We start from the raw sequence: 26,062 nt of genomic DNA on the forward strand, positions 1-26,062 counted from the left end.
CTAAATAGGGGGAAAGAGTAGCGGATGTTGCCCTGTTCTGTGGTATTTTGTTTAGTAAGCTAAACAAGAGTGCTGCACCATGTCATCATTTGATTACCTGAAATCCGCTATCCGGCAGAAGGGTTGCACCCTACAGCAGGTTGCTGACGCGACCGATATGACCAAAGGCTATCTCAGTCAATTACTTAATGCCAAAATCAAAAGCCCTAGCGCCCAGAAGCTGGAAGCGCTGCATCGCTTTCTTGAACTGGAATTCCCGCGCTACGAAAAGAGCATTGGTGTCGTCTTCGGCAAGTTCTATCCGCTACACACTGGCCACATTTATCTGATTCAGCGAGCCTGTAGCCAGGTCGATGAACTGCATGTGATTTTAGGTTACGACGAACCGCGCGACCGTCTGCTGTTTGAGAACAGCTCGATGTCACAGCAGCCCACCGTCAGCGACCGCCTGCGCTGGCTATTGCAGACCTTTAAGTATCAGAAAAATATTCATATTCACGCCTTCAATGAGCAAGGAATGGAGCCTTACCCGCACGGCTGGGATGTGTGGAGCAAAGGAATTCAGGCGTTTATGCAGGAAAAAAGCATCACGCCGAATTTCGTCTACACCAGCGAAGAACAAGATGCCGCACAATACCGTGAGCAGTTGGGCATTGAGGCCGTCCTGATCGACCCGCAGCGCTCCTTTATGAACATCAGCGGTTCACAGATTCGCCACGATCCCTTCCGCTACTGGGACTATATCCCAACCGAAGTGAAGCCGTTCTTTGTACGTACCGTGGCCATTCTTGGCGGCGAATCCAGCGGTAAATCCACGCTGGTGAACAAATTAGCGAATATCTTCAACACCACCAGCGCCTGGGAATATGGCCGCGATTATGTGTTCTCCCATCTGGGCGGCGACGAGATGGCGCTGCAATATTCCGACTACGACAAGATCGCGTTAGGTCAGGCACAGTACATTGATTTTGCAGTGAAATATGCCAACAAGGTGGCCTTTATCGACACCGATTTCGTTACCACGCAGGCGTTCTGCAAGAAATACGAGGGCCGTGAGCACCCATTCGTTCAGGCGTTGATCGATGAATACCGCTTCGATCTGGTGATTTTGCTGGAAAACAACACGCCGTGGGTGGCCGACGGGCTGCGTAGCTTAGGTACCACCGCCGCCCGCTCTGAGTTCCAGGAGCTGCTGAAAACGATGCTGGCTAACAATAATATCCCGTACGTTTACATCAAAGAGTCGGACTACGATTCGCGTTTCCTACACTGCGTGGAATTAGTGCAACAGATGTTGGGCCACGATCGCTCGCCTGAACCGTTCAAAAGCTAGCGCGTGTCCCACAGCCAGTGGCGGGAGGGGGTAATGATTTCCGGCAACGGAATATCCCAGCTTTCCACTGGCAATGCATCAACCTGCTGACAATCGTGGGCCAGACCGATCGGGTAAGGCCCACGCGACATCTGGTTGCGATACTGCAACGTACGGTCGTAAAATCCGCCCCCCATACCAAGCCGCTGCCCCAGATGATCAAACGCCACCAGCGGCGTCAGCAGGATGTCTAACTGCGGTAACGGCAGCACCTGACGCACATCCAGACGCGGCTCCATAATCTTCAGACGATTGCGTACCAGCTCAGTGTCCGGCGCATAGCGCAGGAACAGCAGATGTCCGGTGCGAAACGGATGCAGAACCGGCAAATAAACGCGTTTCTCCTGCCGCCACAGCTGTTGAATCAGCGGGGTCGTATCCAGCTCGCCATCAAATGACAGAAATACCGCCACGCTATCTGCCTGTATGATTTTCGGATGCGCCATGACGCGCTCACACGCCTGTTGCGCAAAACGCGACTGCTGCTCTGACGTCAGTAAACGCCGATTCTGCCGCACAGCCTGACGAATGTGCTGACGCGATGCTGCCTTAGAAGAGAGTGATGTATCGGGAAGTGCCGATGAAGATGAATCAGAAGATGACATGGGCTGCATTCGCCACGGGTCAAGAATGATAAAAAGAAAGGGAATCTCCGAGATGCCGCCGCAGGCTGTAACCCTTGAACCCTTGGTTCAAGGTGAACATAACGTCGCAGTCTTAAGGCTTCTCGGACGAACCGAGCGTGCTCACCAACCGCAGAGCATTACATTCTGTTGGTATGAAATATCGGCTCAGGGGACTGGCCCGCTGACAAACATCTCAGAGAAATTTTATTCGTTACTCGCGATAAACCTTAGCACGTCTTATCGCGTAAAAACACCGTACTTTTGTCAAAATACGACGTTATTCAAATTGTGCACCCTGACGTTCGGTGATCTTGCCCTGCTCCAGCAACGCCTGTTCGATGGTCTGCTGCAACATACGAATACGCTGTTCCATATTCGACGCATAATCACGCGTCTTACCCCGTTCCTGCGCCAGCTCATGGCACACGTTCAGCGCGGCAATAAACACCAATTGCTCAGTGTTTGTGACTCTAGTGCGAACTTTAAGATCTTGCAACCGCTGGTTAAGATCTTCCGCAGCCTGATTCAACGCATCCTGTTGTTCTGGCGGGCAATTCACTCTTAACGAACGGCCAAAAATTTGAATATCTACTGGTTGTGCAGACATACCACCTTCCTGCCTTTTGTCGTTCTTGCGCCTGCGTGCCGCATAGCATGAGCATTACCCGTTACATCGGGCTCGTTAAAGCGGGCGCAACTATATATAGCCGAGATCTAAGATACAAGCCCTTTCTGGTATCGAAAGGGAGCTTGGTGGTAGCATAGCACGAACCAATCCAGCCAACGATGACGAATCCGCATGTCTATAGAGAATACGTTTCCCGCCTATGAAGGCCTTAACCAACTGCTTCACCAACAGCAAGTCGCGCTGACCGCAGCAGAAATGCACGGTTTGATCAGTGGGATGCTGTGTGGTGGCAACCATGACGACAGTTGGAGAACGCTGGTTTTTGAACTGACTAATGAAGGCATGGCGTTTACCCAAACGCTGTCTCAGCCGCTTCAGGACCTGTACCAGGCTACGCGTGAAGCGCTGGAAGATGATGGTTTTCTGTTCCAGCTTTTCCTGCCGGACGACTCGCTGGATAGCGTGAGCGTTTTCGATCGCGCCGATGCGCTGGCAGGCTGGGTCAACCACTTCCTGCTTGGGCTGGGCGTGGCTCAACCACAGTTGAACAAAGCCAAAGGTGAGCTGAAAGAAGCCATCGAAGATTTACGCAACATCGCACAGCTTGGCTACGACGAAGATGAAGATCAGGAAGAGCTGGAACAATCACTGGAAGAAGTGATTGAGTATGTTCGCGTTTCTGCCATTTTGTGCCATACCGAGTTTACCAGCCAGCGCGTTGTGACTGCGCCCGAGCAGCAAAAACCGACGCTGCATTGAGTGTTATGCAAGGCAGAAGGGAAAGGTAACCGCACGGACTACTTTCAGGAGCAGGTGATGAATCCACAAGAATTTCTTCGTCGTCGTCAGGTACTGTTGGAAAAAATGGCACCGGGCAGCGCGGCGATTATTTTTTCTGCGCCGGAAGCACAGCGCAATGCCGACAGTGACTATCCTTATCGTCAAAATAGCGATTTCTGGTATTTCACCGGCTTCAACGAACCGGAAGCCGTGCTGCTGCTGGTAAAAAGCGATGCCAAACATCATCACAGCGTGATCTTCAACCGCGTACGCGATCTGACGGCTGAAATCTGGTTTGGTCGTCGTCTCGGTCAGGACGCGGCACCCGCCAAACTTGGCGTTGACCGCGCCCTGCCGTTTGGCGAAATCGGCGCACAGCTGCACCTCTTATTGAATGGGTTGGACGTGGTGTACCACGCGCAAGGGCAGTACGATTATGCAGACAAGCTGGTCTTCGCCGCGCTGGACACCTTGCGCAATGGCACCCGTCAGGGCTTTTCTGCCCCAGCTACACTGACCGACTGGCGCCCGTGGGTACATGAAATGCGCCTGTTTAAATCACCGGAAGAAATCAGCGTAATGCGCCGCGCCTGTGAAATTACCGCGCTGGCCCACACCCGCGCCATGCAGAAATGTCGCCCAGGCATGTATGAATATCAGCTTGAAGGCGAAATTCACCACGAATTTACCCGTCACGGCGCACGCTACCCTTCTTACAACACTATCGTCGGCAGCGGTGAGAACGCCTGTATCCTGCATTACACCGAAAATGAAACACAAATGCGCGACGGCGATCTGGTGCTGATTGACGCAGGCTGTGAATACAAAAGCTATGCTGGCGACATTACCCGCACCTTCCCCGTAAACGGCAAGTTTACCGCGCCTCAACGTGCCATTTACGACATCGTGCTGCGCTCACAGCTGCGGGCGCTGGAACTGTTTGGTCCGGGTCGCAGCATCCGTGAAGTGAACGAAGAAGTGGTACGCATCATGGTCAGCGGGCTTATCAAGCTCGGCGTGCTAAAAGGTGATGTGGAAGAGTTGATTGCCGAGCAGGCACATCGCCAGTTCTTCATGCACGGCCTCAGCCACTGGCTGGGTCTGGATGTGCATGACGTGGGAGACCACGGTTCGACAGACCGGGGACGCCCGCTGGAACCAGGTATGGTGCTGACCATTGAGCCAGGTCTTTACATCGCACCTGATGCCAAAGTACCACAGCAGTACCGGGGAATCGGCGTGCGTATCGAAGATAACATCGTGATCACCGAAAACGGCAATGAAAACCTGACGGCTGGCGTAATCAAAGACGCTGATGCCATCGAGGCGCTCATGGCGCAACGGCATGATAAACAACACTAAGCAGGGCTTTAAAAGGGCAACGACATAATTGCAAAGGACAACAGCATGGCGGTCATGATTGTCGGTGGCGGGATGGCGGGCGCAACGCTGGCGCTGGCAATATCGCGGCTTTCGCAGGGCGCAATCCCGGTTGACCTGATCGAGGCACACTCACCACTCGACAAGGAACATCCGGGTTTTGACGCACGCGCCCTCGCGCTGTCTGATGGCACACGTCAGCAGCTCGCAGCGCTGGGCATCTGGCAAGCGCTGTCGGGTAATGCAACGGCGATAACCGACATTCACGTCAGCGAACGCGGGCACGCCAGCGTGGTGAATCTGAAGGCCTCGGACTATCACGTTCAGGCATTAGGCCATGTGGTTGAACTGCACGACGTCGGACAACGCCTGTTTTCCCTGCTGCAACAGGCACCGGGCGTGCGCCTGCACTGCCCGGCCAAAGTCATGACCGTCACGCGGACGCAGGATAATGCGACGCTCACGCTGGACGACGGCACTGAGCTAACGGGTCAACTGCTGGTCGCCGCCGACGGTTCGCGCTCCATGCTGTCGCAGTCCTGCGGCATTCAATGGCAGCAGCATGACTATGATCAGATCGCGACCATCGCCAATGTGACAACTGCCGACTCCCATCGCGGCCGCGCGTTCGAGCGATTTACCCCGCACGGCCCGCTGGCGCTCTTGCCGATGAGCAACGGGCGCTGCTCGCTCGTCTGGTGCCATGACAAACACCGTCAACATGAGGTCGATGGGTGGAGCGAAGCCGAATTTCGCCAGCAGCTACAGCAGGCTTTCGGCTGGCGTCTGGGGCAGTTCACCCATATCGGCGAACGCCACAGCTATCCGCTGCGCTTACTCACGGCAAGCCAGCATATTAGCCATCGGCTGGCGCTGGTGGGTAATGCAGCTCAAACGTTGCACCCGATTGCCGGACAGGGCTTTAATCTGGGGATTCGTGATGTGATGTCACTAGCGGAAACCCTCGTCGACGCAGCAAAAAATCAGCAGGATATCGGCCAGTACACGGTACTCAACCGCTATCAACAGCGGCGCACGCCCGATCAACAAACCACGGTGGCGATCACCGATGGGCTGGTCAGGCTGTTCGCTAACCGCTATACCGCGCTGACAATCAGCCGTAATCTGGGTCTGATCGCCATGAATAACCTGCCGCTGATGCGCGACGCCTTTGCTCGTCGCACGCTGGGCTGGGTAGAACGTTAATTAAGCTCGCCAACAGGAAAAGACGGAAATGCAATCATTCGACGTGGTTATTGCCGGTGGCGGTATGGTCGGTCTGGCGCTAGCCTGCAGCTTACAGGGCAGCGGCCTGCGTATCGCCGTGCTGGAGAAACAGGCGGCCGAACCTCAGGCGCTCGGGAAAGACCATGCGCTGCGCGTCTCCGCCATCAATGCCGCCAGCGAATGCCTCCTGCGCCATATCGGCGTCTGGGAAAATCTCGTGGCGCAACGTGTCAGCCCTTACAACGATATGCAGGTATGGGACAAAGACAGCTTCGGCAAAATCAGCTTTAGCGGTGAAGAATTCGGCTTTTCCCACCTTGGGCATATCATTGAAAACCCAGTGATTCAGCAGGCGCTGTGGCAACGCGCTTCTCAGTTAAGCGACATCACCCTGCTCTCCCCCGCCTCGTTAAAACAGGTCGCCTGGGGCGAGAACGAAGCCTTTATTACATTGCAGGACGACAGCATGCTGACCGCCCGGCTAGTGGTCGCCGCGGACGGTGCGCATTCGTGGCTGCGTCAGCACGCGAATATTCCGCTGACCTTTTGGGACTACGGCCATCACGCACTGGTCGCCAATATTCGAACTGAGCACCCTCATCAATCCGTTGCGCGTCAGACGTTTCACGGCGACGGTATTCTGGCGTTCTTGCCGCTGGACGAGCCGCACCTTTGTTCAATTGTCTGGTCGCTTTCACCGGAACAGGCTCAGGCGATGCAGAGCTTGCCTGCCGAAGAATTCAATCGTCAGGTCGCGATGGCGTTTGATATGCGCCTGGGGCTATGTGAACTAGAAAGCGAACGCCAGACTTTCCCACTGACCGGACGCTACGCTCGCAGCTTCGCGGCACACCGGCTGGTGCTGGTCGGCGACGCAGCGCACACCATTCACCCGCTGGCGGGGCAAGGCGTCAATCTGGGTTTCATGGATGTCGCCGAACTGATTGCGGAAGTGAAGCGCTTACAGGCGCAAGGCAAAGACATCGGCCAGCACCTTTATCTGCGACGCTATGAACGCCGCCGCAAACACAGTGCCGCAGTGATGCTCGCCAGCATGCAGGGGTTCCGCGAACTGTTTGATGGCGATAATCCGGCGAAAAAGCTGCTGCGTGACGTCGGTCTGGTTCTGGCGGATAAATTACCCGGTATTAAACCCACACTGGTACGTCAAGCAATGGGATTACACGATCTGCCAGACTGGCTTAGCGTCGGGAAATAATAAAACCAGAATAGATAATATCGCCGCTTAAGCGGCGAGTTATCAATAACGCTTTCTTATTAATTAAATCACTAATTTATTCAACCCTCCCCCTTATTATTTAAGCGATCACTCTATTTTTATTTATAAAATAAATCCATCATCAAAACATAATTAGCAGAGTAATAAAAACTTACCTTACGCAGTTAATTACCATTAAAAACAATCAATTATAGGATTTTGGAAAGGATATCTTTCTGACAAAAGTCATAGTTTTTATTAAATAGTTGGGTTCTTCTTTTGTTCAATAAAGATTTACGTTATAACGTTCCCAACAAGGATTTTTTTAACAGGGAGTTACACGAATGGCTAATTCTATTTTCATGAAGATCACCGGAAAAATTCAGGGACTGATCTCTGAAGGGTGTTTAAGTATCGACTCTGTAGGAAATAAACATATCTCTGGTCACGAGAAAGCCATTTTCATCTTATGAAAACGATCTTAACTATCTTCATTTCATTATCTTCCCTGCTGTTTTTTTGGGGATGGCTTATCATCTTTCCTTATACCGTTTATACGGAAAAAGACATTTTTAAGTACTATACATTAACCTATAAAGAAATCAGGGACGCACCGAGACTATCAAAGAATTATTATTTTTCTTATGGGCCGAGTGATGAGGCAAACCCTCAGATAAGCACGATATATTTATGCGATCTAGATAACATTAATGAGGCTTACGATAAGTTACTCGATTATGTTAACAGTACTGGCATCCCATTAGTTGACGATTTCTCCTTAGGTAATTATCCATCATTCGATGAATACTTTCAGATCATTAAAACAAAAGAGAAAGATAGGGTAACTATGAAAGAAATAGAATGCCTAATGTTGGATTTATCTAAGGAACAACGTTAATTAATACTATGATTGAGTGAATGGCGCAGTGGTTTAAAAAATGAATAAATTAGCGTTTGATCTATCCTCGACTTAGAGCAATATCAAAAATCGCTATAATTAATAAAAAATAACAAATCTTATTAGTCTATTATCCCAGCGTTTATGAAAAGTGATGAACGAACATGCGTGGAATAATCGCTACTTTGAAAGCATAAGCGAGTTTCGAAATGCAATATTCAATTTGTTCTCAACCAAGCACCATAAATAGCCGGTCTCACTGACCGCCAGAATTCACGATCGCTTTCAGATGCTCAAACCTACATCTTGAGGTTTATTGGGTAAATAAACTTATCATTAAAATATAATTAGCGAACTAATAAATAGATTTCATCCTATATGGTGACTTACCATTAAAAACAATCAATTATAGGATTTTGGAAAGGATATCTTTCTGACAAAAGTCATAGTTTTTATTAAATAGTTGGGTTCTTCTTTTTTTCAATAAAGATTTACGTTATAACGTTCCCAACAAGGATTTTTTAACAGGGAGTTACACGAATGGCTAATTCTATTTTCATGAAGATCACCGGAAAAATTCAGGGACTGATCTCTGAAGGGTGTTTAAGTATCGACTCTGTAGGAAATAAACATATATCTGGTCACGAAGATGAGATTTTTGTTTATGCCACAAATTACGACTTATCAAGAGATCGACACGTCAATCATCATCCCTTTTCTGTGACCAAAGTCGTTGATAAGTCTACACCGCTCTTGCTCACCAGCATTGCCAACAATGAGCTAATGGAAGTTGAATTGAGATATTACCGCACCTCCGCCAGCGGGACCCAAGAGAACTACATGACAATCACATTGAGAGATGCGTCTATTGTCAACCTCTCTAACCAAAACCCCAACTCATTGACGCATAGCGATATGCAGCCATTTGAAATCCTAAGTCTGCGTTATGAGAGTATTACCTGCCAACACAATATTGCAGGGACATCAGGGTACAGCATATTAACTGAAAATATGTACTGAATTGCGATAAAAACACTATCTAGTTAACTTTATAGTAAATTATAGGTTCTTTATGAGCAAAAGAAGTGATATAGAAAAGGGAACATTAGTTTATACTGAAGTACTAGGATGGGTAGACTTAGCTCATGCCAAAGGAGATGATGCCAGGGCATTAATGGCTGCAATAAATTCAGGTGAAGAGCGAATAGAAGACCATTTTGTTGTCATATACTCACAGTACATGGGAAAAGGATTCAAATACGGAACATCAAAAACCACAAGATGGAAAATAAGGAAAGGGCTATCTTCGCATGATAAAAAAAGAGTCGCTCTCACTATTATTATGTATACAAGCCATATATTCGAATCATATCAAGGTTCGCCGCTATTCAGTTGGTACAGTGATAGTGGATATAGTGGTGAAGATTTGGTATCTAATCTACTCGGGTTTTATCGGGCAGTAGATAACATCGATTATTTACTTCAACTCAGGGTTGCTAGTCAAGCCGACACATTTACAAGATGGGATTACTATGGTCCTATAGGACAATATAAAAACAAAGAGTTTAGACCCTTACTTTTCCCACACCCAGAAAAATATCCAAATAATGCCAGACCTTATTATTCTGTTCTTCCTGAATTTATGAAATCTGTATCACCTGTAAATAATATTGAAAAGAGTGATATGTTAACACATCTTAACGATAAGACCGGATATAATATCGGAGTAGAAAGCCGTGTCACTATTCAAATCGAGTAACATTATTAAAATCATTGCGTTCTTTATTACATGCATGGGATTAGCTTTAGTATTAGCGTATCTTTTCGCTAATACCAGCTACTCTTATACGAAAGATAACTATGTTAAATATCACTTACTCACTTTGAAAGAAATAAAAGGAATGCCATTTATCTCAACAAACTACTCTATTGAATATGATTCCCCTGACGGAACATCTGGACTAATTAATAGCGTATTATTTTCAAATGTTGATCTTAAAAAAAAATCAGAACTAGTCAATTATCTTAATGAATTGGGATTCAAAAAACATGAGGACATTTTTTGGATTAAAGGAGGGGAAATTTGGAAAAAAGGAGATGATAGAGTTAGATTAATACAAGATAATGAAAGAAAAGTCATTATTATTTCATTTGAGAAAAACGATTAGTTTTACTTATCACCACTACCCAAGAAAAACAAAAATCAGGCACTGGATAAAATGTTAATAAAAAATGACTACATTTATGACGTCAATTTTCATTTCTATCCGGTCTTATGTTTTTTCTAGACTCGGGTTAATCTCTGTCCGTACAGATAATGCACTATGAAAACATAAATATATTACTCTTTGCTCTCTGTTTTTATCTCTATTCACTTCTCTGCGCTCTAATCATATTGATCACATCAATAAGGGATTACGAAGGGATGGTTGATGGGGTAGAAATAAGAAATCTCTGTGAAATACCTGAATCAGATTCCGACGGTTCCTTTGAGTTTATTATTATTCCCCTATCCATTCCTTTCTTTTTTGTAAAAAAGAGCATCGCCAGAATAATCACTTATCTTATTGTTTTAATTTATTATTTATGGAGTTTTTATCTCCGTTTTACTCTATGTTAAAACTCGCCGCCGCAGCGGCGAGTCTGGTGTATTAGGCGTCGGGTCCGACTCTGACCACTAATTTACCGAAGTTGCGGCCATGTAGCAGGCCGATAAAGGCTTCGGGGGCGTTTTCCAATCCGTCGACGATCTCTTCGCGATATTTGATCTTACCTTCTTCCACCCACGGCGACACATCCTTCCAGAACTCATCGAAGCGATGACCATAATCATCAAAAATGATGAATCCCTGCATGCGGATACGCTTTTTCAGGATAGTCCCCGCCAGTAGCTGTAAGCGGTCTGGGCCATCAGGCAACCCAGTAGCATTGTAGCCAGAGACTAATCCGCACACAGGAATACGCGCCGAGGTATTCAGCAGCGGCAGCACGGCGTCAAAGACTTTCCCGCCGACGTTTTCAAAGTAGATATCGATTCCCTTCGGACAGGCTTGTTTCAGTTGTTCGGCAAAATCATCCGCCCGGTGGTCGAGGCAAGCATCAAATCCCAGTACTTCAACCGCATAGCGACATTTTTCCGCGCCCCCCGCCACGCCAACAACCCGACAGCCTTTCAATTTCCCGATCTGCCCAACAGTCGCACCAACCGGGCCAGTCGCGGCAGCCACCACCAGCGTTTCACCCGCTTTAGGCTGTCCGATATCCGTTAGCCCCATATACGCAGTGAAGCCCGGCATACCCAGCACGCCCAACGCATAGGAAGGATTTGTCGGCGACTGACCCAGATTGGTTAATCCTTTGCCGTCGGAAATCGCATAATCCTGCCAGCCGCTGAAGGACAGCACCCAATCGCCGGTCTGATAATCCGGGTGTTTTGATTCCACCACGCGGCTGATTGTCCCGCCTACCATCACGTCATTCAGTTCAACGGGTTTAGCATAAGAAGGGGCGTCGCTCATACGGCCACGCATATAAGGGTCAAGGGAGAGAAACACCGTACGCAGCAGGATATGCCCTGAATCGACCTGTGGGACAGGCTGCTGTTCCAGACGAAAAGTCTCTAATGTTGGCGCGCCGTGCGGGCGCTGAGCCAGAACCACACGGCGGTTAATTTGATCGGTTTGCGGCATAATATCCTCCGTTAAACAAAGCGTGTTGATAAAATCACTTCGTTAACAATAGGATCTGTTCTTTCATCTGGCTACGCAAACCGTGCGGCGTTCATTATGCCGTTTTGCTTTTTTCGTAACGCGACATGCGATCCAGATACCCCATGACCAGTGCAGACAGCACAAACGTCAAATGGATAATCACGTACCACATCAGCTTGTTATCCGGGATATTACGGGCATCCATGAACACACGCAGCAGATGGATGGACGAGATAGCGACAATCGAGGCGGCAACTTTATTTTTCAGCGAGCCGGAATCCATCTTACCGAGCCAGTTCAGCTTTTCTCTGCCTTTGGAGATATCCAGCGCCGAGACAAAGTTCTCGTAACCGGACAGCATAACCATCACCAGCAATCCGCCGACCAGCGTCATATCGATGAGTGACAGCAGCACCAGCACCAAATCTGCTTCAGCGATATCCAGGATATTAGGCAGGACGTGGAACACCTCCTGGAAAAACTTGATCGCCAGCGCCAGCAACCCCAGCGATAGCCCGAGATAAACGGGGGCAAGCAGCCAGCGCGATGAGTACATCAGATTCTCAATAAAACGTTCCATAACTCACTATATGCAGGTGGAAAAGAGGGAAATAATAGCGAAAAGTCCTGCGGTGGTGTTAATCAATTCTTGAGCAGAATGCACCATTTACAGAATGCTCTGCCCTGTCTTGCCCTCAACGATGATTTCCGTGTTTTGTGATCGGACCGGCCCCCACCTTCAAACCGATGCCGTCCTCCTGCCGCTCGTGGCACGCATCTGAAGGTTCACCCTTTTTCACCTTCCTACACTGTCTAGCGCCAGCAGGTCTGGCAGCAATCATACACTGCACTCTACATTCAGAGCCGAATACAGGCTTACCACAAAATAAAACAAGGGGTTACGCATGAGCGATCCTATTTTCCTTGGTATTTTCTGGCACTTCATCGGAGCGGCCAGCGCGGCCTGCTTCTATGCACCGTTTAAGCAGGTCAAAAACTGGTCGTGGGAAACCATGTGGTCACTGGGCGGATTTTTCTCGTGGATTATCCTGCCCTGGTGCATCAGTTGGTGGCTACTGCCTGACTTTTGGCGTTATTACGGTTCATTCGATATGGCGACCCTACTCCCCGTCTTTCTCTTCGGCGCGATGTGGGGGATCGGCAATATCAACTACGGCCTGACGATGCGCTACCTTGGCATGTCGATGGGCATCGGTATCGCCATCGGCGTGACGCTGATTATCGGCACGCTGATGACGCCCGTCCTGCAAGGCAAGTTCTCCATTCTGTTTGGCTCGGCAGGCGGACGCATGACGTTACTGGGCGTGCTGGTCGCAGTCATTGGTGTCGCGATTGTCAGCTATGCCGGTTTACTGAAAGAGCGTGCGCTCGGTATTCGCGCCGAGGAATTCAACCTGAAAAAAGGGCTGATTCTGGCCGTGATGTGCGGCATCTTCTCCGCAGGAATGTCCTTTGCGATGGATGCTGCGAAACCCATGCACACCGCAGCACAAGAGCTGGGGATCAGTGCACTGTATGTCGCACTTCCCAGCTACGTGGTGATTATGGGCGGCGGTGCCATTGTCAATCTGGGTTTCTGCTTCATCCGGCTGGCGACCTGCAAGGGCATTTCATTAAAAGCCGATCTGGCACAGGCCAAACCGTTGCTGATTGCCAACGCGCTCTTCGCCATTCTGGGCGGCGTCATGTGGTATTTGCAGTTCTTCTTTTATGCCTGGGGACACGCCAATATCCCAGCCGATTACACCTACATCAGTTGGATGCTGCACATGAGCTTCTACGTACTGTGTGGCGGTATCGTCGGGTTACTATTTAAAGAGTGGAAGGCCGTTGGCCAGAAACCGGTGCGTATGCTGGTACTCGGCTGCGTGGTCATTATTCTGGCGGCGAATATCGTCGGGTTAGGAATGGCCGCGTAAGCGTTCTATCATCGCGTTCGGTGCCACCAAAACAAGCACCGAACGCGATGGCAATACATTCATATTATCGCCTCTCTGTACCAACATGCCTAACTCTCGTTGTTATACCAAACAAGAGACAATGAAGAGTGGGTAACATCAGAGGTGTTTTTTCTGAGAAGTAAAAACGCCCTGAGGGTACCTCAAGGCGTTCTGGAATAGACTTTAATTTTTATGGCTAACTTTTTCACGACTCATTAATAGTGCGATACTTAAATAATAAGCATCGCACTATTTCACATTATCTAAAATAAAATCACAGCCTATCGTGAAGCACTCAAAGGAATCTCTGGATCCGGTTCATGAGTCATTCGATTACGTAAATCACGGCGAATAATTTCAATAGACCAGAACCAAATGAGATGGCCTACGATTTCTGATACATGCTCATACCAAGGGAGAACAAAAAGAGATGGCGTAAGCCCCATCAATGGGAACGAAATCATATGGACAAATAATTGAGCCAGCGCACCAGCCAACAGACCTTGCCATAATTTTATTTTAGGAAATACTTCTGCAACAACGCAGTAACCTACAGCGAAAACAATAGAGAAAATAATATGCGTCACACCAACCCAATTGAATACGTGGCCGGCAAAGGTATAAACCGCCGCATTAGGGTCAACAACCCCAAGCCAATCGCGTAAAAAGATGTAGGGAGGGTTAAGAAAATTACGAGAGCAATCAATTTGCTCGGCCGCTCTAATCAGTGATTCTGGTGCACACGCACCGGTAAACATATCAGTGGGACTACGTGGAGGAAGCGGGTTTTCCGCGCCCCACTTAACGAAAGATGAAACAATACCTGCAATCAAACCGATAAAAGCAGCTAATCCATAGCGTCTCCGAGAGGGAGATGTTTGTTCAAAGAAGTTCATTTTTTTACCAATCTAACCATTAAAGGTTATAGTCTTACATAGACATCATGTACTTATAAAGAGGTTAATTGATATATAGAACAATCTCTCTAGGTTATTTTGTTATTAGGAACATCGTTTTAAATTTTATAAAAATAAAAAGAAGAAATCATGCGTTTATTTTTTGTGAAACTTTTATTCAATCATTGAAAAACCAGATTCTCTAACGTGCCCGAAATGTATATCCCAAATGATGCGAAAGAATAATAATTAACCAATAATATTATCAATAAGAAATAGACTGGTTATTTTTTTGTGAAAGAATAACAGTTCAGTCACTCATCCTCTCGCCTTGCATCCCTCTCACTCAGAATATTTTCTCACCTCAGCAAAAGCTGATATTCATTTTCGGTTGTTCGAGGGGGATGAAAAATCCAGCACGCTTCATTATCGCTTGTTTCTTAATCAACGGCGAATCAATCCGGGCGCTGATGTTCCTCACGCCCCTGTAGCGATAGGCAATCCCCCTGTCGCGGAGGCGTAGCAACAGGTACTTCAATCAATAGTCGTGATAAAAGCGGGCATCACACTGAGTTTCAAGCAGAAACCTCACTCATCAGCGAATGTAACAACCTTTCGCATATATATTTTTATGGAATTGAAAATCAATTTTTATTCTTTTACATGCATAAGGCCACCCTTTAGAGTAGCGAAAAGACCGCCGTGTATGGCCTCATGTCATTGGTAAGGGACACAGGGAATGGAAAAAAATCATCCGCAAGTTACAACTCTCGCCGCAGGGTTACTCTCGTTACTGTTTGCATTCAACCCCGGCGCATACGCGGCGGAAACCGGTGAAAAACCGGTGTCTGGCGGTATTCTGAATGTTGGATTGGGCAGCGATACGCCGATTATCGACCCACACATTACGGCCTACGGTGTTACCGCGCTGATTGCGCGTAACGTGGTGGATTCACTGGTAGGACAGGCGGAAGATAACCGCTTTACGCCCTGGCTGGCGGAAAGCTGGAAAATTAACGACAACAACACCGAGTACACCTTCCACCTGCGCAAGGACGTGACGTTCAGCGACGGCACCAAGCTGGATGCGGAAGCGGTGAAATACAACATCGAACGTATTCTCGATCCGAAAACCACCTCCAGCTACGCGAAATCGCTGTTAGGTCCTATCGATAAGATCTCAACGCCGGATGATTATACGATTGTGCTTCACTACAGCTCACCGTTTGCGGCGCTGTTACAAGGCCTGAGCCTGCCGTATCTGGGCATTCAATCACCGACGTATCTGAAGAAAACACCAAACACTAGCACCACCGTGGTAGGTTCCGGTCCGTTTATTCTCGATTCCTTTGTGAAAGGCAGCGGCAGCAAGCTGACGAAACGTCCTGATTACAACTGGGGACCGGGTTATGCCAAGCACACGGGTCCAGCCTATCTCGATGGTCTGGTGTTCAAATATCTGCCTGAAGCGTCGGTTCGCCTCGGCGCACTGAGCAGCGGGCAGATTCAGGCGATTGACGCCGTACCACCGGCTAATTTCCCGACGGTGAAACGCAATCCGAAGCTGGAAGTGATCACCTATGAGAACCCGGGCGTTAACCGTGTACTCTATCTCAACACCACCAAAGGCCCTTTCCAGGATGTCGCGGTGCGTAAGGCATTCCAGAGCGCGGTGGATACCAACGCAGCGGTGAAAGTTGCCTTCTTCGGTACGCTGAAAGCCGCCGATAACGTTCTTGGCCCGGCCACGCTGTACTACGATCCGAGCGTTGCATCCCGCTGGGGCTTTGATGTGAAAAAAGCCAACGAACTGCTGGATAACGCAGGCTGGAAACAGAAAGACGGCGAAGGCTTCCGAACCAAAGATGGCCAACGCCTGAGCGTCAGCTTCGTTTACGCCTCAACCAACGTTGAAGCTGCGGATGTCGCGCTGTTCCAGGCGGTGCAATATCAAGTGAAGCAGGCAGGCTTCGAAGTCAAACTGACGCCGGTTGATGCAGGTGAGTTCACCACGCGCACCAATGCCAACGAGTACGATATCGCTTCTAACTTCTTCGTACGTGCAGAGCCGGATATTCTGCGTACCGTCTTCGATTCAGCCTATGCACCACCGAACGGCAACAACTTTACGCGTATCAGCGTACTGAATGACAAGCTGAGAAAAGCCATCGGCGCAGGCGAAGCAGAACGTAAACAGCTGTATAGCGAAATACAGCGTGAGGTCATCGATCAAGCGTATGTTGTTCCGCTGTATATTCCTGCCTACCAACTCGGCCTGTCCAAACAGGTACAGGGCATAAGCTGGGCCACCAACGCAAAACCGAACTTCTATGATGTCTGGATTAAACGTTAATCTGTACGCGATAGGTAAACGTCTTTTCACCATTCTGGCTGTGCTCTGGGGCGCAGCCACATTGACGTTTATTGCTGTCAAACTGATCCCCGGCGATCCAGTCGCCATTCTTAGCGGCGGCGATAACGTGGTAGACGAAGCCTATCGCGCCGTACTCATCAAACAATTTGGACTCGACCAGCCGCTGTGGGTGCAATACCTGCGCTACTGCGGACAGGCGCTACAGGGTGATTTTGGCGTCAGCTATCTTTACCGCCTGCCAGTCGGCAGCGTGATTAGCGATGCGATGCATGAAACGCTACCATTGGCGCTCGGCGGCTTGATTCTGGCGCTGCTCCTTGCCATCACCAGCGCGCTGCTGACCGCAGGCCGCTATGGTGTCATGCGTACCACCGTGTCCTGGCTGGAACTCACGCTGCTTAGCACGCCGGTCTACTGGATTGGTATCGTTCTGCTAAGCCTGTTCAGTTTTCGTCTGCAATGGTTTCCGGTCACTGGCAACGATGGCGTCATGTCGCTAGTACTGCCCGTCATCACGCTGAGCCTACCGATTGCCGCTATTTTGAGTCAGGTACTGCGCGACGGTCTGGAAGATGCACTCTCCCAGCCGTTCTCGCTCACCGTGCGCACACGCGGCGTCAGCGAAATCCGACTGCGTTTTCGCCACGGTTTACGCCACGCGGCGCTGGCCGCCTCAACGCTGACCGGCACGCTGCTGGCAAGCGTACTCGGCGGCTCCGTGCTGACCGAAACCGTCTTTGGCCGCGCGGGTATCGGGCAGGTCACGCTGAGCGCAATTGAAAACCGCGACATGCCGCTGGTGTTGGGCGTCGTCATGCTGTCCGCATTCCTGTTCGTCGTTATCAACCTGCTGGTGGATGCGCTGTACCTCATTATCGATCCCCGCTTACGCAAGAAGGCGAGCGCCCATGAGTAGTGAACCGATGCCCTTCACGCAGACGCCCTCAAGAAAAACCTATCGCAGTCCGTGGCTGAGCACGGCGACGTTGCTGCCTGCGGCTATCGTTTTCCTGCTGGCGCTGGCGGTCTTTTTCCCCTCGCTGTTTACCAGCCGTACCGCCGACGAAATGGATATGGGTGCGGTATTCCAGTCGCCGAATAGCACTTACTGGTTTGGCACCGATCAGCTGGGACGTGACATTTTTTCCCGCATCGTTCACGGCACCTCGCTGTCGCTGGGGATTGGCGTCGGCGCGATGCTGATCGCCTGCTTCGGCGGCGTGCTGTTTGGCACGCTGTCGGTGCTCGCGCCGCTGCGCATCCGGCAGGTTCTGGTGCGCCTGCTGGACATCATGCTGGCGTTTCCCGATCTGCTGCTGGCATTGCTGGTGATCGCCGTCCTGGGACGCGGACCTGAAAATACCATGCTGGCCGTTGGTCTGGCGGGGATTGCTGGCTATGCGCGTTTGATTCGTTCTCAGGTGCTGCAAGTCAGGCTATCCGGCTATGTCGAGCACGCGATTGCGCTGGGTGAACACCCACTGTATATCGTTTTCCGCCACATCATTCCCAATACGCTGCGCCCGTTGCTGATTGTCGCCACCATTGGCGTCGGCCACGCGGTACTGTCCGCCTCGGCGCTGAGCTTTCTCGGATTGGGCGTCGTCCCACCGACCGCCGAATGGGGCGCGCTACTAGCTGACGGACGCAACTTCCTTGATATCGCGCCGTGGGTCAGCCTGCTGCCCGCCAGCGTCGTTGCGCTGTCGGTAATTTCCATCACGCTGCTGGGACGTCGTTTACAGGCCATTTTGGCAAAAGGAGAGGCACGATGAGCCTGAACACACATTCTCACCCCTCTCATTCATCTTCAGAAACGTCCGCAAAAACGCCGCTGCTGCGCGTAGATGGCCTGAGCGTTACCTTTCCCAATCCTTTCGGCCCCGTTCGTTCGGTTAAAAACCTTTCATTTCAGGTGAATGCCGGAGAAATCCTGGCGCTGGTCGGCGAATCGGGTTCAGGGAAATCCGTCACCGCTCGCACGCTGGTGGGTCTGGCTGGGGAAAACGTTGACGTACAGGCAAACGCGATTGAGCTCACGCGCCATGATGGCAGCCTGTGTGATTTACGCTATCTGACTGACCGGGATTGGCGGGCGATTCGTGGCCGTGAAATCGGCTTTGTTTTGCAGGATGCGCTGGTGTCTCTCGACCCGCTACGCAAGATCGGGCAGGAAGTCGCCGAACCCATTCTGACTCATCGCCTGTTGCCTCGCCAGCAGGTTCCTGCACGCGTCGCCGAACTCCTGACGAAGGCAGGCATTCCCGATCCAGAGAATCGCGCGGCGCAGTATCCGCATGAGCTGTCCGGCGGGCTGCGTCAGCGTGCGCTTATCGCTTCCGCGCTGGCGGCGGGTCCACAGTTGCTGATTGCCGACGAACCCACCACCGCGCTCGACGCCACGGTGCAAAAGCAGGTGCTAAAAGTCTTCACGGCATTGGCGCAGGCAGGGCACGGCGTTTTATTGATCACCCACGATCTTGCCGTCGTCGCAGAGGTGGCAGATCGTGTCATCGTGATGCAGCAAGGATCGCTGGTTGAAGGCGGTGAGGCGAAGCAGATCCTGTCCGCACCGACGCATCCCTACACCCGCAAGCTGCTGGCGGCGATCCCGACCGCGTCTACCCGTGGAAAATGGCTGGCTGGTGCGGACCCGTTACAAAGTGGCATTGCACCGTCACCCGCTTCTTTGGCAGCCAATCACACCAACACCGACGACACCATTGCACTCACGGCAGATCGGATTGCGGTGTCGTTCAAGCGCCCAGACGGTAGCCGAATGCAGGCCGTCAATCAGGTCTCTCTCCAGATCAAACGCGGAGAAACACTGGGCATCGTCGGGGAATCCGGTTCGGGGAAAACCACGCTGGGCAAAGTCATTCTGGCGCTGCAAAAGCCAGACAGCGGGGAAGTCCGACTCGCGGACAATGCCTGGAGCACATTAACGGAACGCGAACGCCGACCGCTGCGCGCACGCATTCAGACGATCACACAGGATCCGCTTAGCTCGTTCGATCCGCAATTTACCGTCGCCCAGATTCTAAATCAGCCGCTGCGTTTGCGCCGCGATTTGAGCGACGATGAGAAGCAGCGGCGCATGCTGACGCTGCTCGAGTATGTCGGCTTGACGCCCGACCTGCTGAGCCGCCGTCCAAGAGCGTTGTCCGGTGGGCAACGTCAGCGCGTCTCCATCGCACAGGCGCTGGCTTCAGAACCCGAGATTCTGATCTGCGACGAACCGGTATCAGCGCTGGACGTCACCACACAGGCGCAGGTGCTGGATTTGCTGGTGGCGTTACAACGCCAACTGGGGCTAACAATGCTGTTCATCTCCCACGATCTGGGCGTGGTACAGCATATGAGCCACCGCATCGCGGTCATGAAAGACGGGGATATCGTAGAAACAGGGCCGGTCGAGCAGATCTTCAATCAGCCGCAGCACCCTTACACCCGCCTGTTGCTTTCAACGGTGGCGGAATAGCGCTGTTGACATGTAGTGGCACGCTGAATTTGGCGAATGGGTAATCTCAGAGGACAAAATTAAGGGTTTTGGTAACCCGCTTCTTTTTGATGCTTAACGGTCAGTATCACCACTCTGTCAGTCAGTTCATCATGACGGTAAAGCATCACGTATCCGCTGCTGCCGAATTCGATCACCAGTTCCTGATATTCAAGAGGGAGATGTTCAACGGGTCGTCCGATATTCGGCAGCGCTTCTAACTGACGAATGCCCTGAATCAAAACTTCAGCGGCCTTTTTCGCAGCCAGCGCATTTTTGTTTTTTAAAAAATCCTGCAGACGCTGCAAATCACGTCTTGCGCGTTATGAAACAATCACTTGTGGCATGCAGGCGCATCCTGTTCATGCCCAGAACCCCAAGATTCTAACCAGGTGACCGTCTCATCGGCGGTGATGTGTTCGCCGGTGTCCTGGTATTCCTCCCACGCGGCCAGCGCCTCTTTACGGTACTGACTGCGTTTTTCTTCACGCTCCACGTATTCGGCGATGGCTTCCAGCATTAGCGCATGGGCTGAGCTATGGCGGTCATCGGCCAACGTTTTCAGTCGTTCTTTAATGTCCTGATCGATGCGCAGCGTCGTGGTTTGTCGTGGCGTGTCAGCCATGATGTGCTCCGGTTAATATCACTGGTGTCACCAATGATATTAACCCTGAATGATGCGTGTGTCACTCCGCATTCAGGAAGCGCTGGCGGTAGGCGCTGGGTGAAACGCCGAACGCCTGATGGAACACCACGGAGAAATAGTTGCTGTCTTCAAAACCGCACAGCGCGGCAACGTCGCCAATGGTTTGCAGGTCATAACGCAGCAGCTCCATCGCCTTACATAGCCGTAGCTGGCGCAGGTAGTGCGGCACGCTCATGCCGGTTTGTTCTTTAAAGCGTGAACGTAAACTGCGGGCGCTGAAGTGGTGCTGTTCACAGAAGGCCTCAAAGCGGAACGGAGCGGCGATGCTGGCACGCAGCGCATTCATCAACATATCCAACTGATGCGCATCGGCCAACTGTGGGCTATCCGGCGTGTGGCGATAGCGCGCCGCCAGCAGCGCAATCTGTAACAGCAGCGCTTCACTCAGTTGTAACGACAGCACATCCGACTTCATGCACTCCTGCCTCAACGCATCCACCTTCTCGCGGAGGGTATCCATGCCTTCCGAACCTAAACACCAGTGGCGCTGGCTTTGTGGCAGCTCCCCGCCCGGCAGTAACGCTTGCCAGTCGGCAGATAACGTCAGGCGATTGCGAATATAGAGAATGTTGTCGAGTTCGAGTCCGTTGACGGATTCATAGCTGTGGCGATCGTTCGCGGAGACATAGAACATATCGCCGCGAGTGATGCGATAAGGCACATCGTTCCAGACGTGGAGGCCATTGCCACGCCAGACAATCACCAGTTCATCGAAATCATGATGATGTAGCGGAAACACAGGCTGTGGATGCCGTTCGGCAACCATCACGGCATTCTTGTCGGTGAGGAAATAGTCTTCAGTCTGTAATTTCAAACCCCGTATTACTGTCGTCATTCCCTCACCCGCAGTTGCCGTTACCTACTCTTCACGAGAAAACGCCTGATGGCGCAGTGACTTAGGTGCCTGCGAGAATGCCTTGCGGAATTGCGTCGAGAAGTGATTGCTGTCGCTAAATCCACAGGCGTGCGCAATAGTGGTGATGGAATCATCACTCTGCTGCAACCGCCGACGAGCCTCCAGTAATCTTAACCGATTCAGATAGCGTTGTGGCGTCATACCGGTGTGTTGTTTGAGCTGACGGTGCAGCGTGCGCAGCGGCAGCGAGAACTGATCGGCCAGACTGCCCCAGTTCACCTCTTCGCTGTAGTTATTTTGCAGCCAGCCCAGCAGCGCCTGTACCCCCTGACGCTCGGAGCCATTGGCCTGCGTCTGGAAACAGTGCTGACGCAGTTGCACCAGAATATGCAGAAACAGGCTCTCGCTGGCGGCAATCGCTTCCGGCGCATCGCTCTGTGCCAGCTCCGCCAGACTGTTCATCGACTGTTTCAACTGCTGCATCCCCGCCGCATTCACCTGCCACTGCCCTTGCCACTCGCCGTTCTGGCCATACGGCAAAAAGGCAGCGATGTCGGAAAGGAAGCGGAATCCACGCGGCGAGCGGTACAGCATGTTGGTCAGGCACAGCCCTTCGACGTCTTCAAACAGATGCCGATCGTTATCGCGAACAAAGAATACTGAACCGCTGCATAGCGCATAGGGCTGATCGTTAAACACATGGACGCCAGCACCCTGCTCCACCAGCACGATTTCCCAGAAATCATGATAATGCTCAGGAAACGCCGCTTGTGGGGTGCGCGGCTCCACCGCAACCGTTACGGCACGCGAAGTAAAAAAATCATCACCACGAAGTAACGTCATTTCAGTTCTCCATTCAGCCTCTGGCAAAAGTGCGGCCTTTGAAAAAGGGTAGTCAGAAGCCACAAAACCGGCCTTCAAATACCGTCGCCCACACGCCATCTGGCTGCTCTTTTTTTAAGATCGCACCGCCTAATTGATTGAAGTGTGGCAAGGATCACACCGCTTTTTCCCTGATTTTTTCATGGTTATTCCCTGAATAATTTCCCAGATTGTGAGCCCTTTCACGGTCAGCTTTGTCATTTTGCCAGCCGCCTGTTGTAGATGGCACTCATAGGAAGGTGGCTTCTGTTACCGCTACTTACACTGCAACACATCCAACAAGTAAGGAGTGCGGCTATGGCGGTGAAGAATATCGTGGCGGTGGATTTAGGTGCATCCAGTGGTCGGGTCATGCTGGCAACCTTGCACACCGCAACGCAGCATTTGACGCTGAAAGAAATTCACCGTTTCAGCAATACGCTGGTGTTTCAGGACAAGCATCACCAGTGGGATCTGGCCGCGCTGGAAGGCGACATCCTCACCGGATTACACCAAATCGATGCTATGGGTATCACCCCCGATAGCATCGGGATCGACAGCTGGGGCGTGGACTATGTGCTGCTGAATAAGGACGGGCAGCGCGTTGGCCTACCCTATTCCTATCGCGACCACCGCACCGACGGCGTGATGGCTACCGTCACTGCCGAGCTGGGGCGTGAAGCGATCTATCAGCGTACCGGCATTCAGTTCCTGCCGTTTAATACGCTGTACCAGCTTAAAGCGCTGTGTGACACATCATCTGACGATCTGAATCAGGTGGCACATCTGCTGCTGATTCCCGACTATTTTCACTATCGCCTCACCGGGAATCGGGTCTGCGAATACACCAACGCCAGCACGACCCAACTGCTTAATCTGGAACAGAAAACCTGGGACAGCGAACTACTGGACTATCTGGGTATCCCGCGCCGCTGGTTGAGCGATCCAGTTCAGCCGGGTCACGTCGTGGGGAACTGGGCAGCGCCGAGCGGACGGCAGATTCCCGTCACCGCTGTCGCCACGCACGATACCGCCAGCGCGGTGGTCGGCGCGCCGTTACAGAGCCGCGACAGCGCCTACCTGAGTTCCGGCACCTGGTCACTAATGGGCATCGAGAGCGACACGCCGTTTAACAGCCCGCAGGCGCTAGCCGCCAATATCACCAACGAAGGTGGCGTGGATGGCACCTATCGTGTACTGAAAAACATCATGGGCCTGTGGCTGCTACAGCGCGTTTGTCAGGAGCGTGACATCAAGGACTTAGGTGCGCTGATTCAGTCCGCCGCCGCTCTACCCGCTTTTGTCAGTTTGATTAACCCGAATGACGAGCGCTTTATCAATCCGCCGTCCATGCATCAGGCGATCCGCGACTATTGCCGTGAGCACGGCCAGCCTGTGCCCCAAAGCGATGCCGAACTGGCACGCTGCATCTTCGACAGCCTCGCGCTGCTCTACCGACAGGTGGTACTGGAACTGGGCGAACTGCGCCACGCGCCAATCCGCCAGCTGCATATTGTCGGCGGCGGCAGCCAGAACGCCTTCCTGAACCAGCTGTGCGCCGATGTGTGCCAGATTCCGGTTCTGGCCGGGCCGGTCGAGGCCTCGACGCTTGGCAATATCGGCTGCCAGCTGATGGCGCTGGACGCCGTCGCCGACCTTGCCGCATTCCGGCACATGCTGACTCATAACTTCCCTCTGCATCGCTATACCCCGCGTGCGGAGAGTGACTTTGCCGGGCATTGGCGTCGTTTTCAGGCGCTCAGCCAGCCAGAAACCGCCCCACAGGGCAAAAAGGAGACTACGCAATGAGCACACCAATTGAAGCAGCCTGGCAACTGGCAAAAGCGCGTTACGCCAGCCTAAATGTTGACGTAGAGGCCGTGCTGGAACAGCTCGACCAGATTCCGGTGTCAATGCACTGCTGGCAGGGCGACGATGTGGCCGGATTCGAGAACACCGGCGGGCCACTTACCGGCGGCATTCAGGCCACTGGCAACTACCCCGGTAAGGCGAGCACGCCGGATGAACTACGTGCCGATCTGGAACAGGCCTTTGCGCTGATCCCCGGCCCTAAACGTCTGAACCTGCATGCTATCTATCTGGAATCTGCCCAGCCCGTCGCCCGCAACGAGATTGCCCCCGAGCATTTCAGCACCTGGGTCGAATGGGCCAAGCGCCACCAGCTCGGGCTGGATTTTAACCCGACCTGCTTTTCCCATCCGCTGAGCGCGGACGGCTTTACCCTGTCGCATCCAGACGAAAAAGTACGCCGTTTCTGGATTGAACACTGCCAGGCCAGCCGCCGGATTTCCGCCTACTTCGGGCGCGAACTTGGCACGCCGTCTGTAATGAACATCTGGGTGCCGGACGGTATGAAAGATTTGACCATCGATCGTCTGGCGTTCCGCCAGCGGCTGCTCAGCGCACTGGATGAGGTCATCGCCGAGCCGCTCGATCAGGCACATCATATCGACGCGGTGGAAAGTAAGCTGTTCGGGATCGGTGCGGAAAGTTTCACCGTCGGCTCCAGCGAATTCTGCCTCGGCTACGCAGCCAGCCGCGGCACCGCGCTCTGCTTGGATGCCGGACACTTTCACCCGACCGAAGTGATTTCCGACAAGATCTCCAGTGCGATTCTGTACGTTCCACGCCTGCTGCTGCACGTCAGCCGCCCGGTACGCTGGGACAGCGACCATGTGGTGCTGCTAGATGACGAAACGCAGGCCATCGCCCACGAAATCGTGCGCCATAAACTGCTCAACCGCGTGCATATCGGGCTCGATTTCTTTGATGCCTCGATCAACCGCATCGCCGCCTGGGTCATCGGCACCCGCAATATGAAGAAAGCCCTGTTGCGCGCGCTGCTGGAACCCACGGAAACGCTACGCACGCTGGAACAAAACGGCGATTACACCGCGCGTCTGGCCCTGCTGGAAGAGCAAAAATCGCTGCCGTGGCAGGCCGTGTGGGAACACTACTGCCAGCGTCATGACGTCATCCCGGGCAGCGAATGGCTGCAACAGGTGCGTCAGTATGAAGAAACCATCCTCACTCAACGTCAAGGGTAAG

At 51.8% G+C, this 26,062-nt stretch carries 25 protein-coding genes, 1 other RNA gene and 1 pseudogene; 17 read left to right on the forward strand and 10 right to left on the reverse strand.

Features of this window, described 5'->3' with window-relative positions; genetic code table 11:
• The first annotated feature begins 79 nt into the window (after nucleotides 1-79).
• Nucleotides 80-1,333, forward strand: coding sequence for a multifunctional transcriptional regulator/nicotinamide-nucleotide adenylyltransferase/ribosylnicotinamide kinase NadR (gene nadR / locus H4F65_RS11210; protein WP_010284682.1), 1,254 nt, complete (start codon nucleotides 80-82; stop codon nucleotides 1,331-1,333).
• Here nadR and H4F65_RS11215 read toward each other — a convergent pair.
• The 3 genes from H4F65_RS11215 to zapA all read right to left on the reverse strand — a co-directional run bounded on the left by H4F65_RS11215 (nucleotide 1,330) and on the right by zapA (nucleotide 2,605).
• On the reverse strand, nucleotides 1,330-1,977 hold the full coding sequence (locus H4F65_RS11215) for a 5-formyltetrahydrofolate cyclo-ligase (RefSeq protein ID WP_010284681.1): 648 nt from the start codon (nucleotides 1,975-1,977) through the stop codon (nucleotides 1,330-1,332). The two genes, nadR and H4F65_RS11215, sit on opposite strands and share 4 nt — an antisense overlap.
• 40 nt (nucleotides 1,978-2,017) lie before the next feature.
• A non-coding RNA gene (gene ssrS / locus H4F65_RS11220) (6S RNA) lies at nucleotides 2,018-2,201 on the reverse strand.
• A gap of 74 nt (nucleotides 2,202-2,275) precedes the next feature.
• Nucleotides 2,276-2,605, reverse strand: coding sequence for a cell division protein ZapA (zapA, locus tag H4F65_RS11225; RefSeq protein WP_010284667.1), 330 nt, complete (start codon nucleotides 2,603-2,605; stop codon nucleotides 2,276-2,278).
• A gap of 192 nt (nucleotides 2,606-2,797) precedes the next feature.
• Between zapA and H4F65_RS11230 the strand changes: the two genes are divergently transcribed.
• The 9 genes from H4F65_RS11230 to H4F65_RS11270 all read left to right on the forward strand — a co-directional run bounded on the left by H4F65_RS11230 (nucleotide 2,798) and on the right by H4F65_RS11270 (nucleotide 10,750).
• Entirely contained in the window at nucleotides 2,798-3,385 is a 588-nt protein-coding gene (locus tag H4F65_RS11230; protein ID WP_010284662.1) for a YecA/YgfB family protein, read from the forward strand.
• 57 nt (nucleotides 3,386-3,442) lie between these two features.
• On the forward strand, nucleotides 3,443-4,768 hold the full coding sequence (gene pepP / locus H4F65_RS11235) for a Xaa-Pro aminopeptidase (protein WP_010284660.1): 1,326 nt from the start codon (nucleotides 3,443-3,445) through the stop codon (nucleotides 4,766-4,768).
• 45 nt (nucleotides 4,769-4,813) lie between these two features.
• Nucleotides 4,814-5,992 carry a 2-octaprenyl-6-methoxyphenyl hydroxylase gene (gene ubiH, locus H4F65_RS11240; RefSeq protein WP_010284657.1) on the forward strand — a complete coding sequence of 393 codons (1,179 nt, stop codon included), beginning with the start codon at nucleotides 4,814-4,816 and terminating at the stop codon, nucleotides 5,990-5,992.
• A 28-nt stretch (nucleotides 5,993-6,020) separates the two neighbouring features.
• On the forward strand, nucleotides 6,021-7,232 hold the full coding sequence (gene ubiI / locus H4F65_RS11245; protein ID WP_010284655.1) for an FAD-dependent 2-octaprenylphenol hydroxylase: 1,212 nt from the start codon (nucleotides 6,021-6,023) through the stop codon (nucleotides 7,230-7,232).
• Between the two features lie 469 nt (nucleotides 7,233-7,701).
• Nucleotides 7,702-8,130 carry a hypothetical protein gene (locus H4F65_RS11250; RefSeq protein ID WP_039313461.1) on the forward strand — a complete coding sequence of 143 codons (429 nt, stop codon included), beginning with the start codon at nucleotides 7,702-7,704 and terminating at the stop codon, nucleotides 8,128-8,130.
• Between the two features lie 540 nt (nucleotides 8,131-8,670).
• Nucleotides 8,671-9,150, forward strand: a complete 480-nt coding sequence (locus tag H4F65_RS11255; protein WP_010285305.1) for an Hcp family type VI secretion system effector — start codon at nucleotides 8,671-8,673, stop codon at nucleotides 9,148-9,150.
• 52 nt (nucleotides 9,151-9,202) lie between these two features.
• Nucleotides 9,203-9,889 (forward strand): hypothetical protein, encoded by a 687-nt coding sequence (locus H4F65_RS11260; RefSeq protein WP_010285302.1) that lies wholly within the window; start codon nucleotides 9,203-9,205, stop codon nucleotides 9,887-9,889.
• A complete protein-coding gene (locus H4F65_RS11265; protein ID WP_039313464.1) occupies nucleotides 9,867-10,298 on the forward strand; it encodes a hypothetical protein in 432 nt (143 codons plus the stop codon). Before H4F65_RS11260 ends, H4F65_RS11265 begins: the two co-directional genes overlap by 23 nt.
• Before the next feature lie 149 nt (nucleotides 10,299-10,447).
• Entirely contained in the window at nucleotides 10,448-10,750 is a 303-nt protein-coding gene (locus tag H4F65_RS11270) for a DUF2645 family protein (protein WP_072013556.1), read from the forward strand.
• 31 nt (nucleotides 10,751-10,781) lie between these two features.
• On the opposite strand, the gene H4F65_RS11275 is transcribed toward H4F65_RS11270, so the two are convergent.
• Complete coding sequence (locus H4F65_RS11275; RefSeq protein WP_010285300.1) at nucleotides 10,782-11,819, reverse strand: NADP-dependent oxidoreductase; 1,038 nt, start codon at nucleotides 11,817-11,819, stop codon at nucleotides 10,782-10,784.
• A gap of 94 nt (nucleotides 11,820-11,913) precedes the next feature.
• The gene (locus H4F65_RS11280; RefSeq protein ID WP_010285299.1) at nucleotides 11,914-12,420 is read right to left on the reverse strand and encodes a TIGR00645 family protein; all 507 of its coding nucleotides are present in this window, start codon (nucleotides 12,418-12,420) and stop codon (nucleotides 11,914-11,916) included.
• 325 nt (nucleotides 12,421-12,745) lie between these two features.
• Here H4F65_RS11280 and rhaT point away from each other — a divergent pair, with 325 nt between their 5' ends.
• On the forward strand, nucleotides 12,746-13,780 hold the full coding sequence (gene rhaT, locus H4F65_RS11285) for an L-rhamnose/proton symporter RhaT (RefSeq protein ID WP_010285298.1): 1,035 nt from the start codon (nucleotides 12,746-12,748) through the stop codon (nucleotides 13,778-13,780).
• 302 nt (nucleotides 13,781-14,082) lie between these two features.
• Here the strand turns inward: rhaT and H4F65_RS11290 are convergent, their stop codons facing one another.
• Complete coding sequence (locus tag H4F65_RS11290) at nucleotides 14,083-14,697, reverse strand: YagU family protein (RefSeq protein ID WP_010285296.1); 615 nt, start codon at nucleotides 14,695-14,697, stop codon at nucleotides 14,083-14,085.
• Between the two features lie 739 nt (nucleotides 14,698-15,436).
• Between H4F65_RS11290 and H4F65_RS11295 the strand changes: the two genes are divergently transcribed.
• From H4F65_RS11295 to H4F65_RS11310, 4 genes are read left to right on the forward strand one after another with little or no spacing between them, the layout of a single operon-like run.
• On the forward strand, nucleotides 15,437-17,050 hold the full coding sequence (locus H4F65_RS11295) for an ABC transporter substrate-binding protein (protein WP_010285295.1): 1,614 nt from the start codon (nucleotides 15,437-15,439) through the stop codon (nucleotides 17,048-17,050).
• Nucleotides 17,028-17,987, forward strand: coding sequence for an ABC transporter permease (locus tag H4F65_RS11300; protein ID WP_039279295.1), 960 nt, complete (start codon nucleotides 17,028-17,030; stop codon nucleotides 17,985-17,987). The genes H4F65_RS11295 and H4F65_RS11300 overlap by 23 nt, the downstream gene beginning before the upstream one ends.
• Nucleotides 17,980-18,846, forward strand: a complete 867-nt coding sequence (locus H4F65_RS11305; protein WP_010285293.1) for an ABC transporter permease — start codon at nucleotides 17,980-17,982, stop codon at nucleotides 18,844-18,846. Before H4F65_RS11300 ends, H4F65_RS11305 begins: the two co-directional genes overlap by 8 nt.
• Nucleotides 18,843-20,552 carry a dipeptide ABC transporter ATP-binding protein gene (locus H4F65_RS11310; protein ID WP_010285292.1) on the forward strand — a complete coding sequence of 570 codons (1,710 nt, stop codon included), beginning with the start codon at nucleotides 18,843-18,845 and terminating at the stop codon, nucleotides 20,550-20,552. Before H4F65_RS11305 ends, H4F65_RS11310 begins: the two co-directional genes overlap by 4 nt.
• 59 nt (nucleotides 20,553-20,611) lie before the next feature.
• On the opposite strand, the pseudogene H4F65_RS11315 reads toward H4F65_RS11310, so the two are convergent.
• The 4 genes and pseudogenes from H4F65_RS11315 to rhaS all read right to left on the reverse strand — a co-directional run.
• Nucleotides 20,612-20,881 (reverse strand): annotated as a pseudogene (locus H4F65_RS11315) (type II toxin-antitoxin system RelE/ParE family toxin); the annotation flags it as partial.
• Nucleotides 20,882-20,904: 23 nt separating this feature from the next.
• The gene (locus H4F65_RS11320; RefSeq protein WP_010285289.1) at nucleotides 20,905-21,195 is read right to left on the reverse strand and encodes a CopG family ribbon-helix-helix protein; all 291 of its coding nucleotides are present in this window, start codon (nucleotides 21,193-21,195) and stop codon (nucleotides 20,905-20,907) included.
• A gap of 61 nt (nucleotides 21,196-21,256) precedes the next feature.
• Nucleotides 21,257-22,111, reverse strand: a complete 855-nt coding sequence (locus H4F65_RS11325; RefSeq protein WP_039318963.1) for a helix-turn-helix domain-containing protein — start codon at nucleotides 22,109-22,111, stop codon at nucleotides 21,257-21,259.
• A gap of 24 nt (nucleotides 22,112-22,135) precedes the next feature.
• On the reverse strand, nucleotides 22,136-22,975 hold the full coding sequence (rhaS, locus tag H4F65_RS11330) for an HTH-type transcriptional activator RhaS (RefSeq protein ID WP_010285287.1): 840 nt from the start codon (nucleotides 22,973-22,975) through the stop codon (nucleotides 22,136-22,138).
• Nucleotides 22,976-23,311: 336 nt separating this feature from the next.
• Here rhaS and rhaB point away from each other — a divergent pair, with 336 nt between their 5' ends.
• Both rhaB and H4F65_RS11340 read left to right on the forward strand, forming a co-directional pair.
• Nucleotides 23,312-24,802 carry a rhamnulokinase gene (gene rhaB / locus H4F65_RS11335; RefSeq protein WP_010285284.1) on the forward strand — a complete coding sequence of 497 codons (1,491 nt, stop codon included), beginning with the start codon at nucleotides 23,312-23,314 and terminating at the stop codon, nucleotides 24,800-24,802.
• Nucleotides 24,799-26,061, forward strand: coding sequence for an L-rhamnose isomerase (locus tag H4F65_RS11340; RefSeq protein WP_010285282.1), 1,263 nt, complete (start codon nucleotides 24,799-24,801; stop codon nucleotides 26,059-26,061). Before rhaB ends, H4F65_RS11340 begins: the two co-directional genes overlap by 4 nt.
• The last annotated feature ends 1 nt before the right edge of the window (nucleotide 26,062 follow it).

It is taken from the genome of Pectobacterium brasiliense, from assembly GCF_016950255.1.
Classification (GTDB): domain Bacteria; phylum Pseudomonadota; class Gammaproteobacteria; order Enterobacterales; family Enterobacteriaceae; genus Pectobacterium; species Pectobacterium brasiliense.

Excerpts from the sequence above, each read along its gene's own strand:
- H4F65_RS11280 (WP_010285299.1), bottom strand. The coding sequence starts at position 12,420 with ATGGAACGTTTTATTGAGAATCTGATGTACTCATCGCGCTGGCTGCTT.
- H4F65_RS11290 (WP_010285296.1), bottom strand. The coding sequence starts at position 14,697 with ATGAACTTCTTTGAACAAACATCTCCCTCTCGGAGACGCTATGGATTA.
- H4F65_RS11270 (WP_072013556.1), top strand. The coding sequence starts at position 10,448 with ATGCACTATGAAAACATAAATATATTACTCTTTGCTCTCTGTTTTTAT.
- H4F65_RS11320 (WP_010285289.1), bottom strand. The coding sequence starts at position 21,195 with ATGGCTGACACGCCACGACAAACCACGACGCTGCGCATCGATCAGGAC.
- pepP (WP_010284660.1), top strand. The coding sequence starts at position 3,443 with ATGAATCCACAAGAATTTCTTCGTCGTCGTCAGGTACTGTTGGAAAAA.
- rhaS (WP_010285287.1), bottom strand. The coding sequence starts at position 22,975 with ATGACGTTACTTCGTGGTGATGATTTTTTTACTTCGCGTGCCGTAACG.
- H4F65_RS11215 (WP_010284681.1), bottom strand. The coding sequence starts at position 1,977 with ATGTCATCTTCTGATTCATCTTCATCGGCACTTCCCGATACATCACTC.
- H4F65_RS11325 (WP_039318963.1), bottom strand. The coding sequence starts at position 22,111 with ATGACGACAGTAATACGGGGTTTGAAATTACAGACTGAAGACTATTTC.
- nadR (WP_010284682.1), top strand. The coding sequence starts at position 80 with ATGTCATCATTTGATTACCTGAAATCCGCTATCCGGCAGAAGGGTTGC.
- rhaT (WP_010285298.1), top strand. The coding sequence starts at position 12,746 with ATGAGCGATCCTATTTTCCTTGGTATTTTCTGGCACTTCATCGGAGCG.
- ubiH (WP_010284657.1), top strand. The coding sequence starts at position 4,814 with ATGGCGGTCATGATTGTCGGTGGCGGGATGGCGGGCGCAACGCTGGCG.
- H4F65_RS11255 (WP_010285305.1), top strand. The coding sequence starts at position 8,671 with ATGGCTAATTCTATTTTCATGAAGATCACCGGAAAAATTCAGGGACTG.
- H4F65_RS11340 (WP_010285282.1), top strand. The coding sequence starts at position 24,799 with ATGAGCACACCAATTGAAGCAGCCTGGCAACTGGCAAAAGCGCGTTAC.
- H4F65_RS11250 (WP_039313461.1), top strand. The coding sequence starts at position 7,702 with ATGAAAACGATCTTAACTATCTTCATTTCATTATCTTCCCTGCTGTTT.
- H4F65_RS11305 (WP_010285293.1), top strand. The coding sequence starts at position 17,980 with ATGAGTAGTGAACCGATGCCCTTCACGCAGACGCCCTCAAGAAAAACC.
- H4F65_RS11260 (WP_010285302.1), top strand. The coding sequence starts at position 9,203 with ATGAGCAAAAGAAGTGATATAGAAAAGGGAACATTAGTTTATACTGAA.
- rhaB (WP_010285284.1), top strand. The coding sequence starts at position 23,312 with ATGGCGGTGAAGAATATCGTGGCGGTGGATTTAGGTGCATCCAGTGGT.
- ubiI (WP_010284655.1), top strand. The coding sequence starts at position 6,021 with ATGCAATCATTCGACGTGGTTATTGCCGGTGGCGGTATGGTCGGTCTG.
- H4F65_RS11310 (WP_010285292.1), top strand. The coding sequence starts at position 18,843 with ATGAGCCTGAACACACATTCTCACCCCTCTCATTCATCTTCAGAAACG.
- H4F65_RS11295 (WP_010285295.1), top strand. The coding sequence starts at position 15,437 with ATGGAAAAAAATCATCCGCAAGTTACAACTCTCGCCGCAGGGTTACTC.
- zapA (WP_010284667.1), bottom strand. The coding sequence starts at position 2,605 with ATGTCTGCACAACCAGTAGATATTCAAATTTTTGGCCGTTCGTTAAGA.
- H4F65_RS11275 (WP_010285300.1), bottom strand. The coding sequence starts at position 11,819 with ATGCCGCAAACCGATCAAATTAACCGCCGTGTGGTTCTGGCTCAGCGC.
- H4F65_RS11300 (WP_039279295.1), top strand. The coding sequence starts at position 17,028 with ATGATGTCTGGATTAAACGTTAATCTGTACGCGATAGGTAAACGTCTT.
- H4F65_RS11230 (WP_010284662.1), top strand. The coding sequence starts at position 2,798 with ATGTCTATAGAGAATACGTTTCCCGCCTATGAAGGCCTTAACCAACTG.